Below are 18,536 nucleotides of genomic sequence, written 5' to 3'. Positions count from 1 at the left end.
CCTGATTGCATGTATCGCTGTTATTTGGCGGCGACGACCGGTGCGGCCGCGCTGGCGCTGGCCGCTTCCGCTGCCTGACAGGCGGAACACAATCCCTTCAATTCGATTTCATCGCTCGCCAGGCGGTAACCCGCGTCTTCGATTTGCGCGACGAGCGCCTGGCGCAGCTTCGGCTGATGCAATTCGGTGACGTTGCCGCATTGCTGGCACACCACCAGAATGCCGTGCTGGCATTGCGTCAGGTCGTGGCACACGGTAAACGCATTGATCGATTCGATCCGGTGCACGAGCCCCGCGGAGAGCAGAAAATCCAGCGCCCGGTAAACCGTAGGCGGCGCCGAGCCCGGATGGATCTGGCGCATGTCGTCGAGCAGCGAATAGGCTTTAGTGGCGCGCCCGGAATTCAACAGCAATTCGAGCACTTTGCGGCGGATCGGCGTGAGTTTTTCGCCGCGTTCGCGGCAATATTCTTCCGCGAGAGTCAGTGCGGCTTCCTGCGATTCCCCGTGACCACTGTGCACGTGCCCCGGCTCATGATGATGAGCGGAGGCGGCAGGCGTGGTTTTGTCGGCGGTCGCGGCGGGCTTGGCGGTCTTCATGCGTGGATTATAAAGGCCATCGTGCTTCACTGTGCCGGTGTGCGGCGTACGTGCCGGTCGCGGCTGGACGCCGCGGCAGGGCACGAAGCCGCCCGTGAAGCCGCCAAACGGCCGCCAGATAGTTCAAGTCAGCGGGAAATCGATGTATTTCTTGAAACCCGGGCGTGTCGCAAGCCGCGAATACCAACGCTCCAGATTCGGCAATGGCGGGCGTTCGACGCCGTCCAGCCCGAACCAGCGTTTCGCGTACGCGCCGATCACGATATCGGCGAGCGTGAACTTTTCGCCTTCGAGGAAGAAGCGGCCTTGCAGATGGTTATCCAGCAGCCGCCACAGCAACGTGACGGCGCCGAAGTCGGTAGCGAGCTTGGCGGCGTCGCGCTCGGCGGCGGGTGTGCGCACGAGGGCCCAGAACACCGGTTTTTCCGCGGGTTGCAGCGTGGTGAGCGACCAGTCGAGCCAACGGTCGATGCTGGAGCGCAGTTTCGGTTCGGACGGATAGAGGAGGCTCGATGCGCCGTATTGCAGCACCAGATAGCGCAGGATCGAATTCGATTCCCACAGCACGAAGCCGTCGTCGACCAGCGTCGGAATTTTACCGGTCGGGTTCATCGCCAGGTAGTCGGGCTCGTTGTTGCGGCCGAATTGCAGGCCCGCGTCGATGCGTTCGTACGGCAGCACCAGTTCGTCGCAACACCACAAGACTTTCTGTACGTTGACCGAGTTAGCGCGTCCCCAGATCGTGATCATCCGGCAAATCCTTTCTTTATATTGACAGGTGGCAAGCCGTGCGCGGCGCGCGGCGTTCAGCCAGTAACGATACACGATGCGCGTGGGTTTGCGCGCCGCCGGCCTGCAATCTGCCGCGTGAAGTGTTGCCCGGAGCATGGTCCGAAGCACCTTGCCCATAGAGGTCCGTGTTTCGCCCGATGCGCCATGCCGGCAACGCGCGGGCGTTGCGTACAATGAGCGCACCCGAATACGACGAGGCACCGCATGGCCCGCATTGTCCCCGACGACTGGAAGAGCCTCGCCGCCACCGGCGCGGCGGCACGCGAACGCGAAACCCTCGCGCTGCTGGAAGAAGCGCTTCCCGATGGTTACACCGTCTACCACGGCGTGCACTGGACCCGTCTGAACCAGAATTTTTCAGTGTTTGGCGAGGCCGACTTCGTGATCGTCAGCCCGGCTGGGCGCGTGATGATCGTCGAACAGAAAACCGGCTTCCTGCGCGAAACGCCCAAGGGGCTCGTCAAGGTCTATCTCCAGACGGAACGCAATGTGGCGATCGCGCTCGCGCATACCGTCGAAACGCTGCACCGGCGTTTCACCGCGGCGTTCGGCGCGGGTACGTATTTCATCGAAGAACTGCTGTATTGCCCGGACCACATTGTCAAGGACGCGGCGATTGCCGGCGTGAATCCCGCGCGGATCGTCGACGCGACGCGTAAAGACCGGCTCGCCGCGATCATTCGCGAAGCCTTGCCGGCGGACGAAGCACGCCTCGCCTGCGCGCCGAAAATCCATCACTTTCTCGCCGATGAACTTTCGCTTACGCCCGACGCCAGCGCACTGGTCGGCCAGGCCGGCACGCTCGTCACGCGTCTGGCCGGCGGCCTCGCGACCTGGGCGCGGCGACTCGAGTTTTCGCCGTTCCGGCTGCGCGTGATCGGCACGGCCGGCTCCGGCAAGACGCAACTGGCAGTGCAGGTAATGAAGGACGCGGCGGCGCGTGGTCAGCGGCCGTTGTACGTATGTTTCAACCGGCCGCTTGCGGATCACATTGCGCGGGTTGCGCCGCCTGAGGCAAAGGTGGCGAACTATCACCAGCTATGCGACTGGGTCGCGCGCGACGCGGGCCGCGAGCCGGATTTCCAGTCCGGCGACGTCTTCAAACAGCTTGAAACGACTTTCGCCGAAACACCGATCGACGCGCGCTGGCAATTCGACGTGTTGATCGTCGACGAAGGACAGGATTTCCAGCAGCCGTGGGTGGCTGCACTCGAGCGCCTGTTGCGGCCGGACGCCGCGTGGTGGTGGCTCGAAGATCCGCTGCAGAATCTGTATATGCGCGAGCCGGTCGAGCTGCACGGCTGGACCACGCTGAAAGAGACCACCAACTACCGTAGCCCGCGTGACATTCTCGATTATGTGCGCGACGTGGTCGGCGCCTCGGTGCCGGTTGCGGCGGGCCTGGCCTCAGGCAGTCCGTTCGACGGCTCCGATATTTCGCTCTCCGTCTATGACGAAGCGAACGCCGCCGAAGGCAGCATCGAGGCGACCAAGCGGGCGATCACGCAGGCCTTGTCGCTCGGCTTTCGCAAACAGGATATTGCGGTGCTGTCGTTTCGCGGCCGCGAAGGCTCGGCGATGACCGCGCAGGATCATCTCGGACCGCATCGGTTGCGCAGTTTCACGGGCAAGTACGATCTGTTCGGCAACCCGGAGTATCGCGAAGGGGATGTGCTGTTCGAGTCGATCTACCGCTTCAAGGGGCAGGCGGCGCCGTGCGTGATTCTCACGGAGGTCGACTTCGAACTATTCGACGAGCGGATTGCACGCAAGCTGTTCGTCGGCGCCACGCGTGCGACGATGAAGCTGATCATCGTCGCCTCGCAACGGGCCGCGCGACATCTGTATCTGCGTGACGGTAAAGAGTTCAAAGAAACCAAAGAACTCAGAGAGGCGAAAGAAGCCTAGCCGTCGCTCACGTCCACGCGCGAGCGCCCACCAGCATCCCGGTTTGCGTAAGCGCGTCCCACCAGATCACGCGCAGCAACGGCGCCTGCTGTGCGATCAGCAGCGCCTGCACCGGATCGCTCTCCACAAAGTGCGTGACACCGCCGCGCAACGCCGCCGCAGCCTTGTGAGCAGCGGCGCCGGCGGCACTTTCGTCGTGCGTGCCGGGCGTGCGCATCACCAGTTGCATATGACCGAAGCCGTGCCGCGCGAGCCACGCTTCGGTGCGCGCCCGATCCAGTTCCGGCCGCCCGGTGATGATTGTGCGCACGCGTTGCAGATCGATGCCCGGCAGCACCTCGAACGGCAGCACCTCGAACGGCAGCAACGCGTCGCGTTCGGCGAGCGCCGCGGCCAGGTCCTCGTCGTAGCGCGCGAGCGGCACGTCGGGCAGCAGAATGCCGTCGAGGTCGATCGCGTAGGTGGCGTATTCGTGATCGTCGGCCATGGCGGGCGCAGTGCCCGCTTCAACGCGCTCCCAGTCCTCGCGGTAACGCTCGGTGTAGGCCTGGCGCTCCCACGGAAACAGCGCGAAGTAGCCTCGGGCGTCGATCGCGTAGTCGGGTTGCATGCGGCTCAGGTCGTCGACCGCGGCGGTCAGCGTTCTGACGTCGAGACCATGCTGCTGCAGGAATGCGATGCAATCGGTCAGCGTAAAGCCCCGCCCCGCGATGTCTTCGCACAGCAGCACTTTCGAGCCAGCGGGAGGAATCGGCAGCGTTGAATCCCAGGCGACCGTGCGTGACTGGCGGTCGTATCGAAGGAAGGCGACGGGTGTGCCGGCCGCATGCGAAACCATCAGCGCAAGCGGTGCGCCGCCACGCAGAATGCCGATCGCCATGGTGAAACGCTCCGCCAGCAACGCGGGTTGCAGCGACTCGATCCAGTGATCGAGTTGTTCGTACGTCAGGGGCAAAACCGGCTTGTTCATGACTCTCAGGGCGTCGCTGTGCGCGTAGGGCAGGTGTCCCGTACACGGAGAGCGGCGCGCGGCGCGGTGCTGCGGCGGGCCCCCGTTTTTGAGACGAAGAATTTTGGCGATATTATGCATGCGGTTCAAAGATCGCGCGTCGGGGGTGGCGCGCGTCGCCGGACGGGGCGTGTCGCAAAGACGACCGCCGCCGCGGGAAAAGGACAGACGCGGGATGCTGCAGGTTCGCTGGCCGGTTGAGCCGGCGCAGCGCAGCCGCCCGCAAAATAACAAACGATGGAATGACCAGACAGATGAAGATGACCAAGGCGGGCATAGTGGTGGATGGCAGGAAAGGTGCGGTCAGGCGCGCATGGTGGGGGCTGGGTCTGCTCCTCGCTTTCGCCGCCTGGAGCATGCAGGTACAGGCGCAGGCGGAGTCGTTGCCGTTATCGCTCGACGTGAAGGGCAAGATCAGCAAGACCAACGATGCGGCGCACCAGCTGTATCACTTCACCGAGGCACAACTGCTCGCGCTGCCGGCTCATTCGATTACGACCGCCACCACCTGGACGCCACGTTCCACCTTCACAGGACCACTGCTCGCGGATATCCTGAAGACAGTCGGCGCATCCGGCAGCGCAGTCGAGATCCATACGCTCGACGACTATACGTACACCATTCCGGTGTCGGACTGCGATCGCTACGGCGTGGTCGTTGCGTACAGCATGAACGGCCAGCGCCTGAAGATCAGCGACTTCGGGCCGCTGTTTCTTATCTATCCGCGCGACGCGTTTCCCGATGAACTCATGGGCGCGGCGGGCGATTCCAAATTCGTATGGCAGATCAAGGCACTCATCGTCAAATAACACGCCGCCCCTGGCGCCGTGTCCTCTATGTGTTGATCTGGCTGACCGCGCTTGCGGCGCCGGCCGGCGCGATCGGCTATCTGTTGTACGCGAACCTGCTCAATCCGCGCGCCACCGAACAGCTGACCGGTCAGTACGATGGTTTCTATTGGGACGCCGCGCAACTGCAGATCGCCTACGCGCGTTTCGAGAACCAGTTGCTGCTGTATCAATCCGGCGTCGACGACGACTATCAGCGGCTCGTGCTGCGCTACCAGTTGCTGCAATCGAAGCTGCACGTGATGGCCGGTTCGACACGCAGACTGACTACGCAGCTCGCGCTGCTGCAACGGCAACAGGACGAAATCAAGTCGCTCGATCATTTGCTGGACGGGATTCAGCCTGAGGTCGACGCGTTGCCGAAGGACCGCAGCCGCGCCGATCAGATCGTCGTTGAGTTGCGCCAGCATTGGAACGAGGTCAACGATCTCGCGTTGAGCCGCCGTTTCGCCGACGTGGCCGACCGTGAGGCGATGAACCGCGATTTCATCGACAAGCGCCGCATGCTGTTCGCGGGCGGCCTGTTGCTACTGTTGCTGTCGGCGGCCGCGACCACGCTGCTGGTGCTCAACGGCCGGCGCCGCACGCGCCTGATGCATCAGCAGCACGCGGCGCTTGACGCAGAGCATCAGGCGAGCCGCGCGGCGCGCGAGGCGAGTCTCGCGAAGGACGCGTTTCTCGGCATGATCAGCCACGAACTGCGCACGCCCTTGCATGCGATCGTGTCGTCGATCGAATTGCTGGGCTTCAACTATCACTCCGAGGCCGACCGCAAGGTGATCCAGCGGCTCGAAACCGCAGGGCGGCATCTGGAAGCGCAGATGAAAGACCTGACCGACTACGCGCGCCTCGGCGCCGGCAAGCTCGAGCTGCGTCACGAGCACTTCGAGCCGCGCGAGCTGCTGGCGTCGATCGTCGACGAACACGCGATGTCGGCCGCCGCGCGCGGCCTCAAGCTGGAAAGCGAGGCGAGCGGCATGGGCGGCCTCGTCGATTCAGATCCGCACCGCATCCGCCAGATCGTCAACAACCTGGTCACCAACGCGATCCGTTACACCGAAACCGGCACGGTGCGCGTGCAACTGAGGCAGCGGCCGGCGGTGCTGATTTTCGTCGTCAGCGATACTGGGCCGGGCGTGCCGCAAGCGCAGATTCCGCTGATCTTCCAGGAGTTCACACAACTGGATGCTTCGCGCGCACGCCGCTTCGAGGGTGCGGGGATGGGACTCGCGATCGTGCAGGGGCTGGTCAGGCTGTTCGGCGGCACCGTCGAGGTGGCGAGCACGGTGGGCGAGGGCACGACCTTTACGGTGACGATTCCGGTCAGACCGGTCGCGGCAACCGCACCTCCCGGCGTGGCGGCGCAGGCCGAACCGGGCGGCGCGCGCCCCTGCGTGTTGATCGTCGACGATAACCGGCTGATTCGCGAGTCGCTCAGCGAAATGATCGCGCACATGGATTTCGACGCGCACGCCGTCTCCAATGCCGACGATGCACTCGCGTGGCTCGACGCGCGCCGCTGTGACGTGGTGTTGCTCGATCTGCATATGCCGGATCGCGACGGTTATACGTTCCTTGCGGATTTCGCGGCACGGGGAGGGCCGTCGTCGGGTGTTCCGGTGATCGTGGTGAGCGCGTATGGGCCGGAGGCGGATAGCGCAGATAGCGCAGGCGGTGCGGGTAGTGCGGGTGGTGCGGGTGGGGGCGCGGGAGAAGCCGGCTTGCAGCCGTTCTTTGAAGCGTTATTAAAGCCAGTACATTACGAGGAACTGCGCAGCGCGTTGCAGCGAGCTTTGGCTTCGCGGCATACGGTGTGAGGTGACGCCTTGAGGAAACGCAGTTGGAGGAGGGCTCAACCTGAGCACACACCTTCAGCCGCTTGCCGGCGCAAGCAACATTAAGGCCGGTTGAGGCGCTTGGACAGATCGGCGACCAGGATCGCCATACGCGCGGGCTTTTCATAGCACGCAACGTCGTAATTGCGGATGACCTGGCTGATCTCCGATTCGCTGGCCTTGCCGGTCAGCAGTTCGCCGGTCAGCACGAAAATCGGCGCGTCCGGATTTTCCGACGCCCGCACTGCGCGGATCGCCGCCGCCGAAGTCTGCGAGCCGAACAGCCAATCGATCACAACGCCGTCGAAGACCTGCGTTTGCAGCTGTTCGGTGAACGCCGCGAGGCCGTAGATCGCCACCGCCGCGAAACCGCTGCGTTCGAGATAGTCGCGCAGGTTGTCGGCGGAGGCCTGATCGTCGTCCACCACGGCGATGGTCGGCTTGTCGGTCTCGGCGCGGCGCGGATAGATCTCGATCTTGTGGACTTCGTACGCGCTTTGGTAGAGCGTGCCGTCGTGGCGCGCCACGCGCCATTGGCCGAGCTTCGAGTACGCGACAAATTCAGGGCGGCTGCCCGGTTCGAGCGCGGCGCCGACCCATGCGGTGCAGGCCAGCTCGAGCGCGCCGACGCAGAACAGCGCCTCCTGGGCGATGGCGCCGACCATGCCCGGATCGAGCGACTGTGCGCCGAATAGCTGGGCTGCCGGTTCGCCGAACACCTCGGCAACCTTCTTGATCTGCGAGAGGGTCCACGGGCTGTTGCCGCGCAGCTTGCGGTGTCCCTGCGAAAAACTCAGATCGAGGATGCGGCATAGCTCAGTGGTCTGCTGGCGTTTGCCGATTCCATGCCGGCTCATCAACTCGCGCACGCGCTCGGCGACGGCCATGGAGTCAGGTGAGTTTGTTTCGTTGGTCATACTGCGTGAGGATCTGCCTTCTTGAAGGGTGGCTGGGGGCATGCGATACGGCACGCGCAACGCGGCCATGCACATTGGGTGCGCATTGACGCGGCTACGCGGGGGACAGCAAATGTACCGTAAAAAGTCTCACGGCCTGTGTTTTGGTATGACCGCCGCCAAACCTGTCGGTACGAGGTGCGAACCGACGAATTCGGCGATCTGTTTTATGCCTTTAGCATCGAATGTATTTTACCGATTAAACCGGGAGGAATCTGTAAGTAATTCCGATTGGATTGTTCTTCACCCGCCGTTAAGCCGGCGGCATGGTGTCGAGCTTGGCCGCCGAGTTTTTCAGGCCTTTGAAAATCCGCTCGGCGACCTTGCCCGGAAAGCGCTCGGGCAATTCGGCCGAGACCCGCGCGATGACCTCCGGCGTCTGCTCGATCAGCCGCTGGATCAAGGGCTCGGCGTTCGCACCGTGTGAGCACCTCAGTGCCATGGTGTTGAAGTGGCGCCGCTGCACGTCGCGGAAGGCGTCGTGTTTGCTGCGCGACCACATCCCCATGGCGAGCCTGGCCTTGAACCATGACCACTGGTTCGGGCCGCTGCCTTCCACCGGCCAGATCGACATCACGTCGTAAAGCGGCGTGAGACGGTACTGGCCGCCCGCCAGCAGGCGAATGCTGAAGTTCTTGGCGTGGCCGTCCGGCGCCGCCAGCATCCAGAAGAGGATCTGGCTTGCCAGCAGCGTTTCGATGTCCTGTTGCGCCGACACCGATTGCTGGAGAATCCGCGCGAGGTCCAGCATGCCCGGACCGCCTTCGTTTTCGTACTTGCGATGCGACGGCACGCCGTACACCTGGCAGAAGTCCTCCTGCGGCAGGCGCAGCAGCCATTGCCCGCTCGAATGCAGTTGCCGGTCGAAGCGTTCGACGCTCAGCACCCGCTGCTTGCCGAACGTCATGATCTCGGTGTTGGCCACCGGCAGGCCATAGGCGCGCAGAATCCGCAGACACAACCATTCGTTTTCGACCGAGGTGCTGAGGTCGGCCAGCTTGTTGCCGACCAGCCCGAGCGGCAGCTTGAAAATGTGCGTGGTGGGCGTGGCGCCATGCGGGCGTTGCCACTTGCCGTCGTGCCACAGCAGAGCGGTTTTCTCCTGCGCGCCGGCGAGCGAGATGCGGAAATCGTCCGCTTCGTCGGCCGCGCCGAGGGCGGGGGTGCTGACGGTGCGCGCCAGCATGGTCTCGATCTCGCGGTCGGAGAGCGGCGTGCCTTCGATGCGTTCGACGCCGGCCGGCGCGTCGTCTTCGGCCAGCAACTGGACGGCGCCCACGCAATCGCGGCCGATGGCTTGCAGCAGATCGAAGGGATCGAGCGTATCGGTCTGGTAGCGTTGGGCGATGCGCTTTCTGATCGCCTCGCTGTCGGGGAGCAGATTGTCGAAATAGTTGAGCACCCGATGGCCTTTGTTCGCCACGTTGCTCGGCGCGAATGGCAGCGAGAGCGAAAGCGGCCGGCCCGCGGGCGAGGCGACCCATGCGGGGTCGTAAGCGAACTCCATGGGGCCGCGGGTGGGCAGGCGCCAGACGCCGACGCGCTCGCCGTTGGCCCACACCGAAAGCGCCCGCGAATGCGTTTGGCGGCCCATGCTTACCACTCGACCAAAGGCGCCGGTTCAGGCACCGGCTGGTTCTTGTCGCGCACCTGCAATTGCAGCCCATAGGCGCCGCACAGCGCCAGCAATTGTGCGAGGGTGAGGGCGGTGGCGTCGGTTTCCAGCGCCGAGATGCGGCTCTGGCTGACGCCGATGCGCGCGGCGGCGTCAGCCTGGGTAAGGCCGGCCTGGCGCCGGCCGGCAGCGAGCAGCTGGGCCATCTGGTCCGGCGTGGCGACAAGGTGGATCATGGCAAATTATCCGCAAGACGAATAAATGCACTTTATGCGTCACACAGATATTTGTCAAATATTCGTGTGACGCATATTCGGCAAATATCTGCCTGGCGAATAAATGGCAAATATCCGCGTGACGAATAAATTCCGTCTGCGTGCGCCCCCGCTGGGTCGCCCGTGTAGCATGCTGTGAAAATATTCTCTACCGACTTCGCGCGGCTCATGAACCTACCGACACTACGCCACACCGACGTGCCGTACCACACGCAATGGGGCAGCCCCGAATGGGTGCGCCACATCGTCGAACAGGAGGGTGACCCATGCGACGATCCGCATTGGCAGCAGAGCGGCTTTGCTGACCCGGAGCGTTACCGATTCTGGGCGAAACGCCTGTGCGGTCTGACCTGCCTCGAATCCGCGCTCGACTATTGGCGCATCGAACACGCGCCGCGCGCTGCGTTGCTGGATGAAGCGTTGCGCCATGGCGTGTACCGGTTGCGTGACGACGGCGGCGTCGACGGTTTGATCTACCGGCCGTTCGCCGGCTGGCTCGGCGAGGCATTCGGTATTCAGGTCGAGGTGCTGCCGCAGGCGCCGCTCGAAGAGATCGCCATGCGCATCGACGGCGACACGCTGGCGATCGTTTCCGTGAGCCCCGAGATCCGTTATCCGGAGCGGCCGAATCAGAGCCAGGGCGGGCATCTGATCCTGCTTCACGGGCGCGATCGCGATGGCGTATGGTTTCATAATCCATCGGGCGTTGCGCCTCACCAGGCGGATGTCTATTTGCCGTTCGCAACGATGGCGCGTTTCTACGCAGGGCGTGGCATGACGCTCACCCGCAGCGTGCGCTAGACACGGCAACAGGCAAGCCGCACGGCGAACGCGATGATCGGGCCCGTTTTCTGCTGAAGAGCTTCACACCGACTTTTGCGATACCGGAGCCCGCCATGAAGCGAACCTATGCCGTGCTTGCCGCCAGCCTCGTCGCGCTCGGCGCCGCCACCGCAGCGCGTGCGGCCACCCAGGACGACCAGGCCAAGGCCTGCCGCGGCGACGCGATGCATTTCTGCGCCGCCGACATTCCGAACAGGGAAAAAATCACCGCCTGTATGAAGCAGCACCTCGACGAACTCAGTCCGCCGTGCCGCGCGATGTTCAAGGGCGGCAAGAAAGACGACGCCAAAGCTGACGCTGCTTCGCAATGACCGTAGCGGCGGCGCGCCGCTGCTTTTTTTGGTGAGTCACGCAAATTCCTGCGCTGCGGCTGCGGCTGCAGCGGCAGACGCGTTCCCTAGATCCGGCTTCACGGCGCGCCGGGCGTCGTAGAATCGCTTGCTCCCGATTCCCGAACTAGCCACGTGTCTGGCGCCCTGAATCGACCGCATCAACTCGCCTGAACAGGAAAAACCCGCTTATGACCCGCCCGACTACGCAGATTTTCGACGCCGCCGCCACCGCGCAGTTGATCCCGTACGCGACGCTCGTCGATGCATTGAGGCGTGCGAGCATCGACTACGCGCAACAACGCATTGTGAGTCCTGAACGGCTCGTCGTGCCGCTCAACGAGGGCGGCATCATGCTATCGATGCCGGCCACTGCGCCCGATCTCGCGATCCACAAGCTGGTCAACGTATGCGCGAGCAATCGGCAGCGCGGCATCCCGACGATCCACGGCCAGGTGATGGCCTTCGACGCCGATACCGGCGAGACGCTCTTCGTCCTCGACGGCCCGACGGTAACAGGGCGTCGCACGGCGGCGATGTCGATGCTCGGCGTACACACTTTCGCGTCCGCAACGCCGCGCGAATTCCTGCTGATCGGCACCGGCACGCAGGCGGTGAATCATCTGGAAGCGATCGGCGAGCTGTTTCCCGACGCCCGTGTGTGGGTGAAGGGCAGTGCGCCAGCGCGGGCCGAGGCGTTTTGCGCCGCACATGCTGAGCAGGGTGGCAAGGTTCGCAAACTGCAACCGCTGGCCGACCCCACCGCGGCCATCCCCGATTCGATCGACGTGGTGATCGCGCTGACCACCAGCAAGCAGGCCGTCTACGAAGAAGCCGCGCGCGCAGACCGGCTCGTGATCGGCGTCGGCGCATTCACGCCGGCCATGGTCGAGATCGGCGCGCGCACGATCGCAGGCAGCGCGCTGTTCGTCGACGACGAAGCCGGTGCGCGGCATGAAGCCGGCGATTTCATCCAGGCCGGTGTCGATTGGGCGCGGGTCGGCGGAATTGCCGCCGTGGTGGGCAACGCTGCAGTGTTGCCGTCGAAACAACCGATTGTTTTTAAAAGTGTCGGCTGCGCGGCGTGGGATCTGGCGGCCTGCCGCGTGGCGCGCGAAGCCTTGTCAGGCGGCTGATCGCAGACGGTTCGCCGCACCCGGCGCGGTGCGGTTCGCAGGCCCGGGTTGGCATCTTGCGCCAACCTGCGGCACATGTTGCCGTGCAAACAATCTCAAAACGTTGCACCATAGGCGTTTGCCAGAAAAAAGCGCCGGTCCGCCGGCGTTTTTTTGCCCTTTGTCTGTTGACTTGACGCCTACCACGACGCTGCGACCGCGCTATGACGACCCAACACGCTTTAGCCACTCCCAACCTGCCGCTCGACATGATCATCTTCGGCGGCACCGGCGACCTGTCGTTCCGCAAGCTGCTGCCCGCGCTCTACATGGCGCATCTGCACTGCAATCTGCCGCCGGATACCCGTATTCTCACGATCGGCCGCAAGCCGTGGTCGCGTGAGGAGTACATCAGCGAATTCATGGAAACGAAGGCGAAGCCCTTCATCGAGAAGAAGGCGTTCGATGCCGCCGCCTGGGACAAATTCCTGGCGCTGTTCGAGTACGTGCGCATGGACGTCGATTCGGTCGAGGACTACCAGCGTCTGAAGGAAGTGTCGCGCGAAGGTGTGCGGCGCGTGTTCTATCTAGCGACCTCGCCGGATCTGTTCACGAATATCTGCGAAAACCTTTCGGCGGCAGGATTGGTCGACGAGAATTCGCGGGTCGTGCTCGAGAAACCGCTGGGCCACGATCTGGCGTCCGCGCAGGAGATCAACACGGCGGTCGGCAAGCATTTCAGCGAAGCGCAGATCTACCGGATCGATCATTACCTCGGCAAGGAAACCGTGCAGAACCTGATGGTGCTGCGCTTTGGCAACGCGATTTTCGGTCCGCTGTGGCAAGCGCCGTATATCAAGCGCGTGCAGATCACTGTGGCCGAAGAGGTCGGGGTGGGCAGCCGCGCGGGCTTCTACGATAAAACCGGCGCGCTGCGCGACATGGTGCAGAACCACTTGCTGCAACTGCTATGCATCGTCGCCATGGAGCCGCCAGTGTCGCTCGATCCGGATGCGGTGCGCGACGAGAAGCTCAAGGTGCTGCGCTCGCTGCGCCCTATGACGCCCGAGGATATCGCGCGCGATACCGTGCGCGGCCAGTACACGGCCGGCGCGGTAAACGGCGAGCCGGTGAAGGGCTACCTCGAGGAAGACAACGTGCCGGCAAACAGCCGTGCCGAGACTTTCGTCGCGTTGCGCGCGCATATCAACAACTGGCGCTGGGCCAACGTGCCGTTTTACCTGCGCACCGGCAAGCGTCTGCAGAAGAAGGTATCGGAAATCGTTATCGAGTTTTCCGAATTGCCGTTCTCGATCATTCCTAGCGGTGGGCGCAATTACGGCAACCGTCTCGTGATCCAGTTGCAGCCGGAAGAGTCGATCCAGTTGCAGATGCTCGCGAAGGAACCCGGCAGCGGCATGCACATGTTGCCGGTGAATCTGAACCTGGACTTGCAGCAGGCGTTCACCGAACGTCGCGCGGAAGCGTACGAGCGTCTGTTGATCGACGTGATTCGCGGGCGCCTCACGCACTTCATGCGCCGTGATGAACTCGAAGCAGCATGGGCGTGGGCCGAACCGATTCTGGACGGCTGGGCCAAGTCGGGCGACAAGCCGCGCGGTTATACGGCAGGCACGTTTGGGCCGGCCGCGTCGACGGCGTTGATGGCGCGTGAAAACGCCGTTTGGGCGGAAGAGTCGCAGTAAGCGGGGCGAGCGGCTTGACGTAGGGCGGGGATCTTCAATACCGCGTGCTCGCCTTGGCGGCGATCGCCGCCGCCGCTGCGCGGGTCTCCACATGCAACTTGCCGAACACATGTTCGAGGTGCTTGTTGACCGTGCGCGGCGCCATGCCGAGGATGTCTCCGATATCGCGATTGGTCTTGCCGCGCGAAACCCATAGCAGGACTTCCGCTTCGCGGGCCGTCAGGTTGAATTGCGCGCCGAGCGCGCTGGTGTGCGCGGCGTCGTTGAATTCTTCGAGCAGGATCACCCAGTCGCCACGCGTCGCGCGGCCAAGTACCCGCGCGACACGGCGTGCGCCGTCTGCAGCCGTCTCGAAGGCGGCTTGCAGGTCGCAGCCCGTTTCGATCCAGCGCGCCAGCCATTGACTCAGCACCGGCGGCAGACGCTGGCCGGCTTCGGCAAGAGGCGCCGGTAGCCGCGCGCCGTCGTCCACCAGATTGTCCTTCACGTTGCTCTCCGCGCTTCCATTTCTCTCCTCAGTTTGCGCGTCGCCCGATCCGTAACGCGCGAGCCGCTGCCGCGCAAGGTCGCTCTGCCATCTGATTTCTCCGCTCGCGGCGGCAATCAGCGCAGCGCGCATGCCGATTTCGAGCACCATGTCCGCCTGACGCTGCTGGCGCGAGCGCTGCACATGCGCGGCAATGCGCGCGCTGACCTCGCTCGGCTTCACGGGCTTGGTCACGTAATCGATTCCTCCGACCCGAAAGCCTTGCACGACATGTTCGCTGTCGGTCAGCGCGGTCATGAAGATCACCGGCAGATGCCGGTTGCGGGGATCGGCCTTGATCTGCCGGCAGGTTTCGAAGCCATCCATGCCGGGCATCAGCGCGTCGAGCAGCACGGCATCCGGCGTGATGCGCGCGAGGCGTTGCAAGGCGGACTGTCCGTCGAGCGCAACCAGCACCGCATAGCCGGACGCCTGCAGCGTATCGGACAGCAGCGCGAGGTTGTCGGGCGTGTCGTCGACGATCAGCACAACCGGCTTGTCGTCGGGTAGTTCCGGTTGCGTGTCGGGGGGCAGGAGCAGCGATTCATCATGCATCGGGATTGACCTGCTGGGTAGGCGCGAGCAACTGCGCGAGTTCAGTCAGCCGGAATCGTCGCGCGAGGGTGCGCAACGGTTCGAGCAGGGTAGCCAACTCCGGCGCGCCGCTCTCCGCCGCGTCGAGTTGTTCGATGAAGCCCTGCATGTAGCCCATTTCAAGCTGCGCATGTAGTTTCTCGCGCAGGGTGGCGGGCAAGCTTGCCGGCACTTCGGTCAGCGAAACGGCGGAAGCTGGCAGCGCTGTGTCAGTTGACTCGACGATCCACTGCAGTTGCAGCAATGCAGCCAGTTTGTCGAGCAGGAGCGGAATGTGTAGCGGTTTGGCGAGGTAGTCGTCGCAACCGGCCGCGGCCCCTTTGTCGCGATCGTCGGCGAAGGCGTTGGCCGACAGGATCAGGATCGGCGCCGCCGACAACTGGTTGTCGCGAATCAGGCGGCTCGCCTCGAAGCCGTCCATGTCCGGCATCGACACATCCATCACGATGAGGTCGGCCGACCCTGTGCCAAGCCATTGCAACGCCTCCGGTCCGCTGGCCGCTTCGACCACCAGGAAGCCCAGCGGCGCAAGCGTATGCGTGACGATACGGCGCTGCTCGGTGAGATCGTCGACCACCAGCACCGTGCGGCGCGGCCCGTCGTACCCCTTGACGTTGAGCGGGCCGCTTGCCAGCAATTGCGGCGCGCGCACTTCCGGTGCGAACAGCTTGACGATAAAGCGGGTCCCGTTGCCCACCTCGCTTTGCACCTGCAGGTTGCCGCCCATCAGTTCCGTGAGCAGGCGGCAGATCGTCAGGCCGAGCCCGGCACCGTGGTCGTGTTCGCGTGCCGCCGCGCCGCGCTCGAACGGCAGGAACAGGCGCTCCAGTTCGGCAGCCGGCATGCCGGGGCCCGTGTCGGTGATCTCGAAGGTGAGGGTCTCCCACGCATAGCCGGCGCGCACCTTCACCGAACCGCTCGACGTAAAGCGAATCGCATTGCCGATCAGGTTGATGAGAATCTGCCGTACGCGCTTCTCGTCGACGCGTACGACTTCCGGAATGCGGCCGGTCGTCTGGAAATCGAAGTGCAGTCCTTTGTCGGTGGCCTGCGGTTCGAGCATCGCCGAGAGTTGTGTGACGAAGTCCGGCAGCGAAATTTCCGTCACGTTCAGTTGCAGCTTGCCCGCCTCGATGCGGGCGACGTCGAGCAGGCCGTCAACGAGCGCCAAAAGATGCTCGCCGCTGCGATAGATCGTTGCCACTGCGTTGCGGCGGGCGGGGGGCAGTTCATCGGTGCCTTGCAGCAGCAGTTGTGCGTAGCCGAGGATGCTGTTGAGCGGTGTGCGCAACTCGTGGCTCAGACCCGTCACATAGCGGCTCTTCGCGCGGTTGGCCGATTCGGCGGCGGCGCTCGCCTGCTGGAGTGCGGCGTCGGTTTTACGGTGTGCCTCGATTTCCTGCATCAGCAGTTCCGCTTGCCGCTGCGATTCCTCCTGCGTGACCTTGCGGTTCTCGTTGGCGAGCACCAGCCACCACGCGGCGATGCAGCCGACCAGCGCGAGTGCGAAAAAGGCCTTCAGATACCCCTGCAGCAGTACATCGTGGACCGTGGTGTCGAGATCGGGCAGGGTTCGCACGCTTTGATACCACTGCACGGCAAGCACGCCGCCAAGCAGCGTGAGCACGACGATCAACAGACCGGCGTACTGCGCGAGCCGCAGGCCGGCGGCGCCGAGCCTGAGCCGCGGGAACAGCGCATGCATTGACTTGCCGAACTGGGCCGGCAGTCGTGCGTGAGGTTTGCAGGAGTCGTTGCAGCGCGAGTCGAGTGAGCAGCAGAGCGAGCAGATCGAACCGGCGTAGGCCGGGCAGTGCGCCATGTCTTCGCGCTCGAAGCTGTTTTCGCAGATCACGCAGCGCAGTACCGCGCCCGCTTCGAGGTCGCGACCGTCGCGTGCCAGATAGAAGCGCCCGCGTGTGGCGATCGCCAGCAACGGCGCGCAGACGAAGGCGACCAGCAGCGCGATGAAGGACGCCAGTGCTTCAGCGATCGCGCCGAAGACGCCCGCATGGGACAGCGCGGCAATCAGCGAGGCGATCACCATGGCGCCCACCCCGACGGGATTGATGTCGTACAGGTGTGCCCGTTTGAACTCGATGCCGCGGGGGCTATAACCGAGCGGCTTGTTGATCACAAGGTCGCCGACCACCGCGCCAATCCAGGCAATCGCCACGTTCGCATAGAGTGCGAGCACCTTGCTGATGGCTTCAAATACGCCCATCTCGACGAGCAGCAGTGCGATCAGCACATTGAACACCAGCCATACCACGCGCCCAGGGTGGCTATGCGTGAGCCGCGCGAAGAAGTTCGACCACGCGAGCGAACCGGCGTAGGCGTTGGTGACGTTGATTTTCAGTTGCGAGACGATCACCAGCAGCGTCATTGCGGCGAGTGCGCCTTCAGGCGAGTGGAACACGTAGTGATACGCGACCAGATACATCTGGGTCGGCTCGACGGCCTTCACCGGGTCGATTTCGTGCTCGATTGCGAGGAAGGCAAGAAAAGCCCCGCCCAGCATTTTCAAAGCGCCAGGCACGATCCAGCCAGGACCGGCCGAGATCAGCGCGACCCACCAGCGCACGCGATTCGCACGTGTGCGCGGCGGCAGGAAGCGCAGATAGTCGACCTGTTCGCCGATTTGCACGATCAGAGAAAACACCACCGTGCAGCCGGCACCGAAGGAGACCAGGTTGAATTCGCGGCCGTCCGCCGAAAGACCGCCGAAGGTGAACCATTCGGCGAGCAGGTGCGGCTCACGCCACAGCACCACGGCGTAGGGCACGACGAGCAGCACGAGCCATACAGGCTGGGTCCAGCCTTGCAAGCGGTTGATGAAGGTGATGCCGAAGGTCACCACCGGAATGATGACGAGCGCGCTGATCACGTAGGCAACCGATAGGGGGACCTTCAGATAAAGCTCGAGCGCGAGCGACATGATGGCCGCTTCGAGCGCGAAGAATACAAAGGTGAAGATCGCGTAGATCAGCGACGTCAGCGTGGAGCCCAGATAGCCGAAGCCGGCGCCGCGCGTAAGCAGGTCCATGTCGACGCCGTTGCGCGCCGCGTAGTAGCTGATCGGTATGCCGGTCAAAAAGATCAGGACCGAGACGGCGAGGATCGCGTAGACCGCGTTCGTAAAGCCGTAGTTCACCACCAGCGCACCGCCGATGGCTTCCAGCACGAGGAACGATACCGCACCGATCGCCGTATTCGCGACCCGGAACTCCGACCAGCGCCGGAACGTACGCGGCGTGAAGCGCAGCGCGTAATCCTCGAGCGTTTCGTCGCCGACCCACGCGTTGTAGTCGCGGCGAATCTTGACGATGCGCTGTGTGCCGCCGGACGGTGGGCGCGATGCCCCAGCCTGGGTGGCCGGGTCGGCGGGGCGCGGGGGCTGTGACTCTGTTTGGTGCATCGAGGCTTGTCGTCGACGGGTTCCGGGGCTAACGGTACGGCCATGCAAATTGCATTCCATTCGAATGCCGGCGCGACACCGTCATGCCATGGGCGGCGCTGCGTCGGCAGCGCTCGCGCGCCATGCCGACGCGATTATAGGGAGCGGATTTTTGCCGCGCCCTACGTC

General features: G+C 63.9%; 15 protein-coding genes. 7 read left to right on the top strand and 8 right to left on the bottom strand.

What is annotated here, in order from left to right:
* Positions 1-20: 20 nt before the first annotated feature.
* Positions 21-599, bottom strand: a complete 579-nt coding sequence (locus tag KHO33_RS21290; protein WP_200565988.1) for a Fur family transcriptional regulator — start codon at positions 597-599, stop codon at positions 21-23.
* Positions 600-722: 123 nt separating this feature from the next.
* Positions 723-1,349, bottom strand: a complete 627-nt coding sequence (locus tag KHO33_RS21285; RefSeq protein WP_200565987.1) for a glutathione S-transferase family protein — start codon at positions 1,347-1,349, stop codon at positions 723-725.
* Positions 1,350-1,595: 246 nt separating this feature from the next.
* On the opposite strand from KHO33_RS21285, the gene KHO33_RS21280 reads away from it, so the two are divergent.
* Entirely contained in the window at positions 1,596-3,299 is a 1,704-nt protein-coding gene (locus KHO33_RS21280) for an ATP-binding domain-containing protein (protein ID WP_200565986.1), read from the top strand.
* A gap of 7 nt (positions 3,300-3,306) precedes the next feature.
* Here the strand turns inward: KHO33_RS21280 and KHO33_RS21275 are convergent, their stop codons facing one another.
* Entirely contained in the window at positions 3,307-4,269 is a 963-nt protein-coding gene (locus KHO33_RS21275) for a phosphoribosyltransferase (RefSeq protein WP_200565985.1), read from the bottom strand.
* A 299-nt stretch (positions 4,270-4,568) separates the two neighbouring features.
* On the opposite strand from KHO33_RS21275, the gene KHO33_RS21270 reads away from it, so the two are divergent.
* Both KHO33_RS21270 and KHO33_RS21265 read left to right on the top strand, forming a co-directional pair.
* A complete protein-coding gene (locus KHO33_RS21270; protein ID WP_054036544.1) occupies positions 4,569-5,117 on the top strand; it encodes a molybdopterin-dependent oxidoreductase in 549 nt (182 codons plus the stop codon).
* On the top strand, positions 5,087-6,973 hold the full coding sequence (locus KHO33_RS21265) for an ATP-binding response regulator (RefSeq protein ID WP_200565984.1): 1,887 nt from the start codon (positions 5,087-5,089) through the stop codon (positions 6,971-6,973). The genes KHO33_RS21270 and KHO33_RS21265 overlap by 31 nt, the downstream gene beginning before the upstream one ends.
* 80 nt (positions 6,974-7,053) lie before the next feature.
* Here KHO33_RS21265 and KHO33_RS21260 read toward each other — a convergent pair whose 3' ends face one another.
* The 3 genes from KHO33_RS21260 to KHO33_RS21250 form a co-directional block, all read right to left on the bottom strand.
* The gene (locus KHO33_RS21260; RefSeq protein ID WP_054036494.1) at positions 7,054-7,908 is read right to left on the bottom strand and encodes a helix-turn-helix domain-containing protein; all 855 of its coding nucleotides are present in this window, start codon (positions 7,906-7,908) and stop codon (positions 7,054-7,056) included.
* A 292-nt stretch (positions 7,909-8,200) separates the two neighbouring features.
* Positions 8,201-9,541: a type II toxin-antitoxin system HipA family toxin gene (locus KHO33_RS21255; protein WP_200565983.1), complete on the bottom strand. Its 1,341-nt coding sequence runs from the start codon at positions 9,539-9,541 to the stop codon at positions 8,201-8,203.
* Between the two features lie 2 nt (positions 9,542-9,543).
* Entirely contained in the window at positions 9,544-9,798 is a 255-nt protein-coding gene (locus KHO33_RS21250; RefSeq protein WP_054036490.1) for a helix-turn-helix transcriptional regulator, read from the bottom strand.
* A 207-nt stretch (positions 9,799-10,005) separates the two neighbouring features.
* On the opposite strand from KHO33_RS21250, the gene KHO33_RS21245 reads away from it, so the two are divergent.
* The 4 genes from KHO33_RS21245 (at position 10,006) to zwf (ending at position 13,830) form a co-directional block, all read left to right on the top strand.
* Positions 10,006-10,638 (top strand): C39 family peptidase, encoded by a 633-nt coding sequence (locus tag KHO33_RS21245; protein ID WP_200565982.1) that lies wholly within the window; start codon positions 10,006-10,008, stop codon positions 10,636-10,638.
* Between the two features lie 95 nt (positions 10,639-10,733).
* The gene (locus KHO33_RS21240) at positions 10,734-10,991 is read left to right on the top strand and encodes a hypothetical protein (RefSeq protein ID WP_200565981.1); all 258 of its coding nucleotides are present in this window, start codon (positions 10,734-10,736) and stop codon (positions 10,989-10,991) included.
* A gap of 209 nt (positions 10,992-11,200) precedes the next feature.
* On the top strand, positions 11,201-12,145 hold the full coding sequence (lhpI, locus tag KHO33_RS21235) for a bifunctional Delta(1)-pyrroline-2-carboxylate/Delta(1)-piperideine-2-carboxylate reductase (protein WP_200565980.1): 945 nt from the start codon (positions 11,201-11,203) through the stop codon (positions 12,143-12,145).
* A 203-nt stretch (positions 12,146-12,348) separates the two neighbouring features.
* A complete protein-coding gene (gene zwf, locus KHO33_RS21230; protein WP_200565979.1) occupies positions 12,349-13,830 on the top strand; it encodes a glucose-6-phosphate dehydrogenase in 1,482 nt (493 codons plus the stop codon).
* 34 nt (positions 13,831-13,864) lie between these two features.
* Here zwf and KHO33_RS21225 read toward each other — a convergent pair whose 3' ends face one another.
* Both KHO33_RS21225 and KHO33_RS21220 read right to left on the bottom strand, forming a co-directional pair.
* The gene (locus tag KHO33_RS21225) at positions 13,865-14,911 is read right to left on the bottom strand and encodes a response regulator transcription factor (protein ID WP_200565978.1); all 1,047 of its coding nucleotides are present in this window, start codon (positions 14,909-14,911) and stop codon (positions 13,865-13,867) included.
* Positions 14,904-18,368, bottom strand: coding sequence for an ATP-binding protein (locus tag KHO33_RS21220; RefSeq protein ID WP_407946188.1), 3,465 nt, complete (start codon positions 18,366-18,368; stop codon positions 14,904-14,906). Before KHO33_RS21220 ends, KHO33_RS21225 begins: the two co-directional genes overlap by 8 nt.
* Positions 18,369-18,536 lie beyond the last annotated feature (168 nt).

The sequence above is a fragment of the Paraburkholderia nemoris genome, from assembly GCF_905221015.1.
In the GTDB taxonomy this organism is placed as follows: Bacteria; Pseudomonadota; Gammaproteobacteria; order Burkholderiales; family Burkholderiaceae; genus Paraburkholderia; species Paraburkholderia nemoris.
This window is presented reverse-complemented; position numbering and strand designations above follow the sequence as displayed.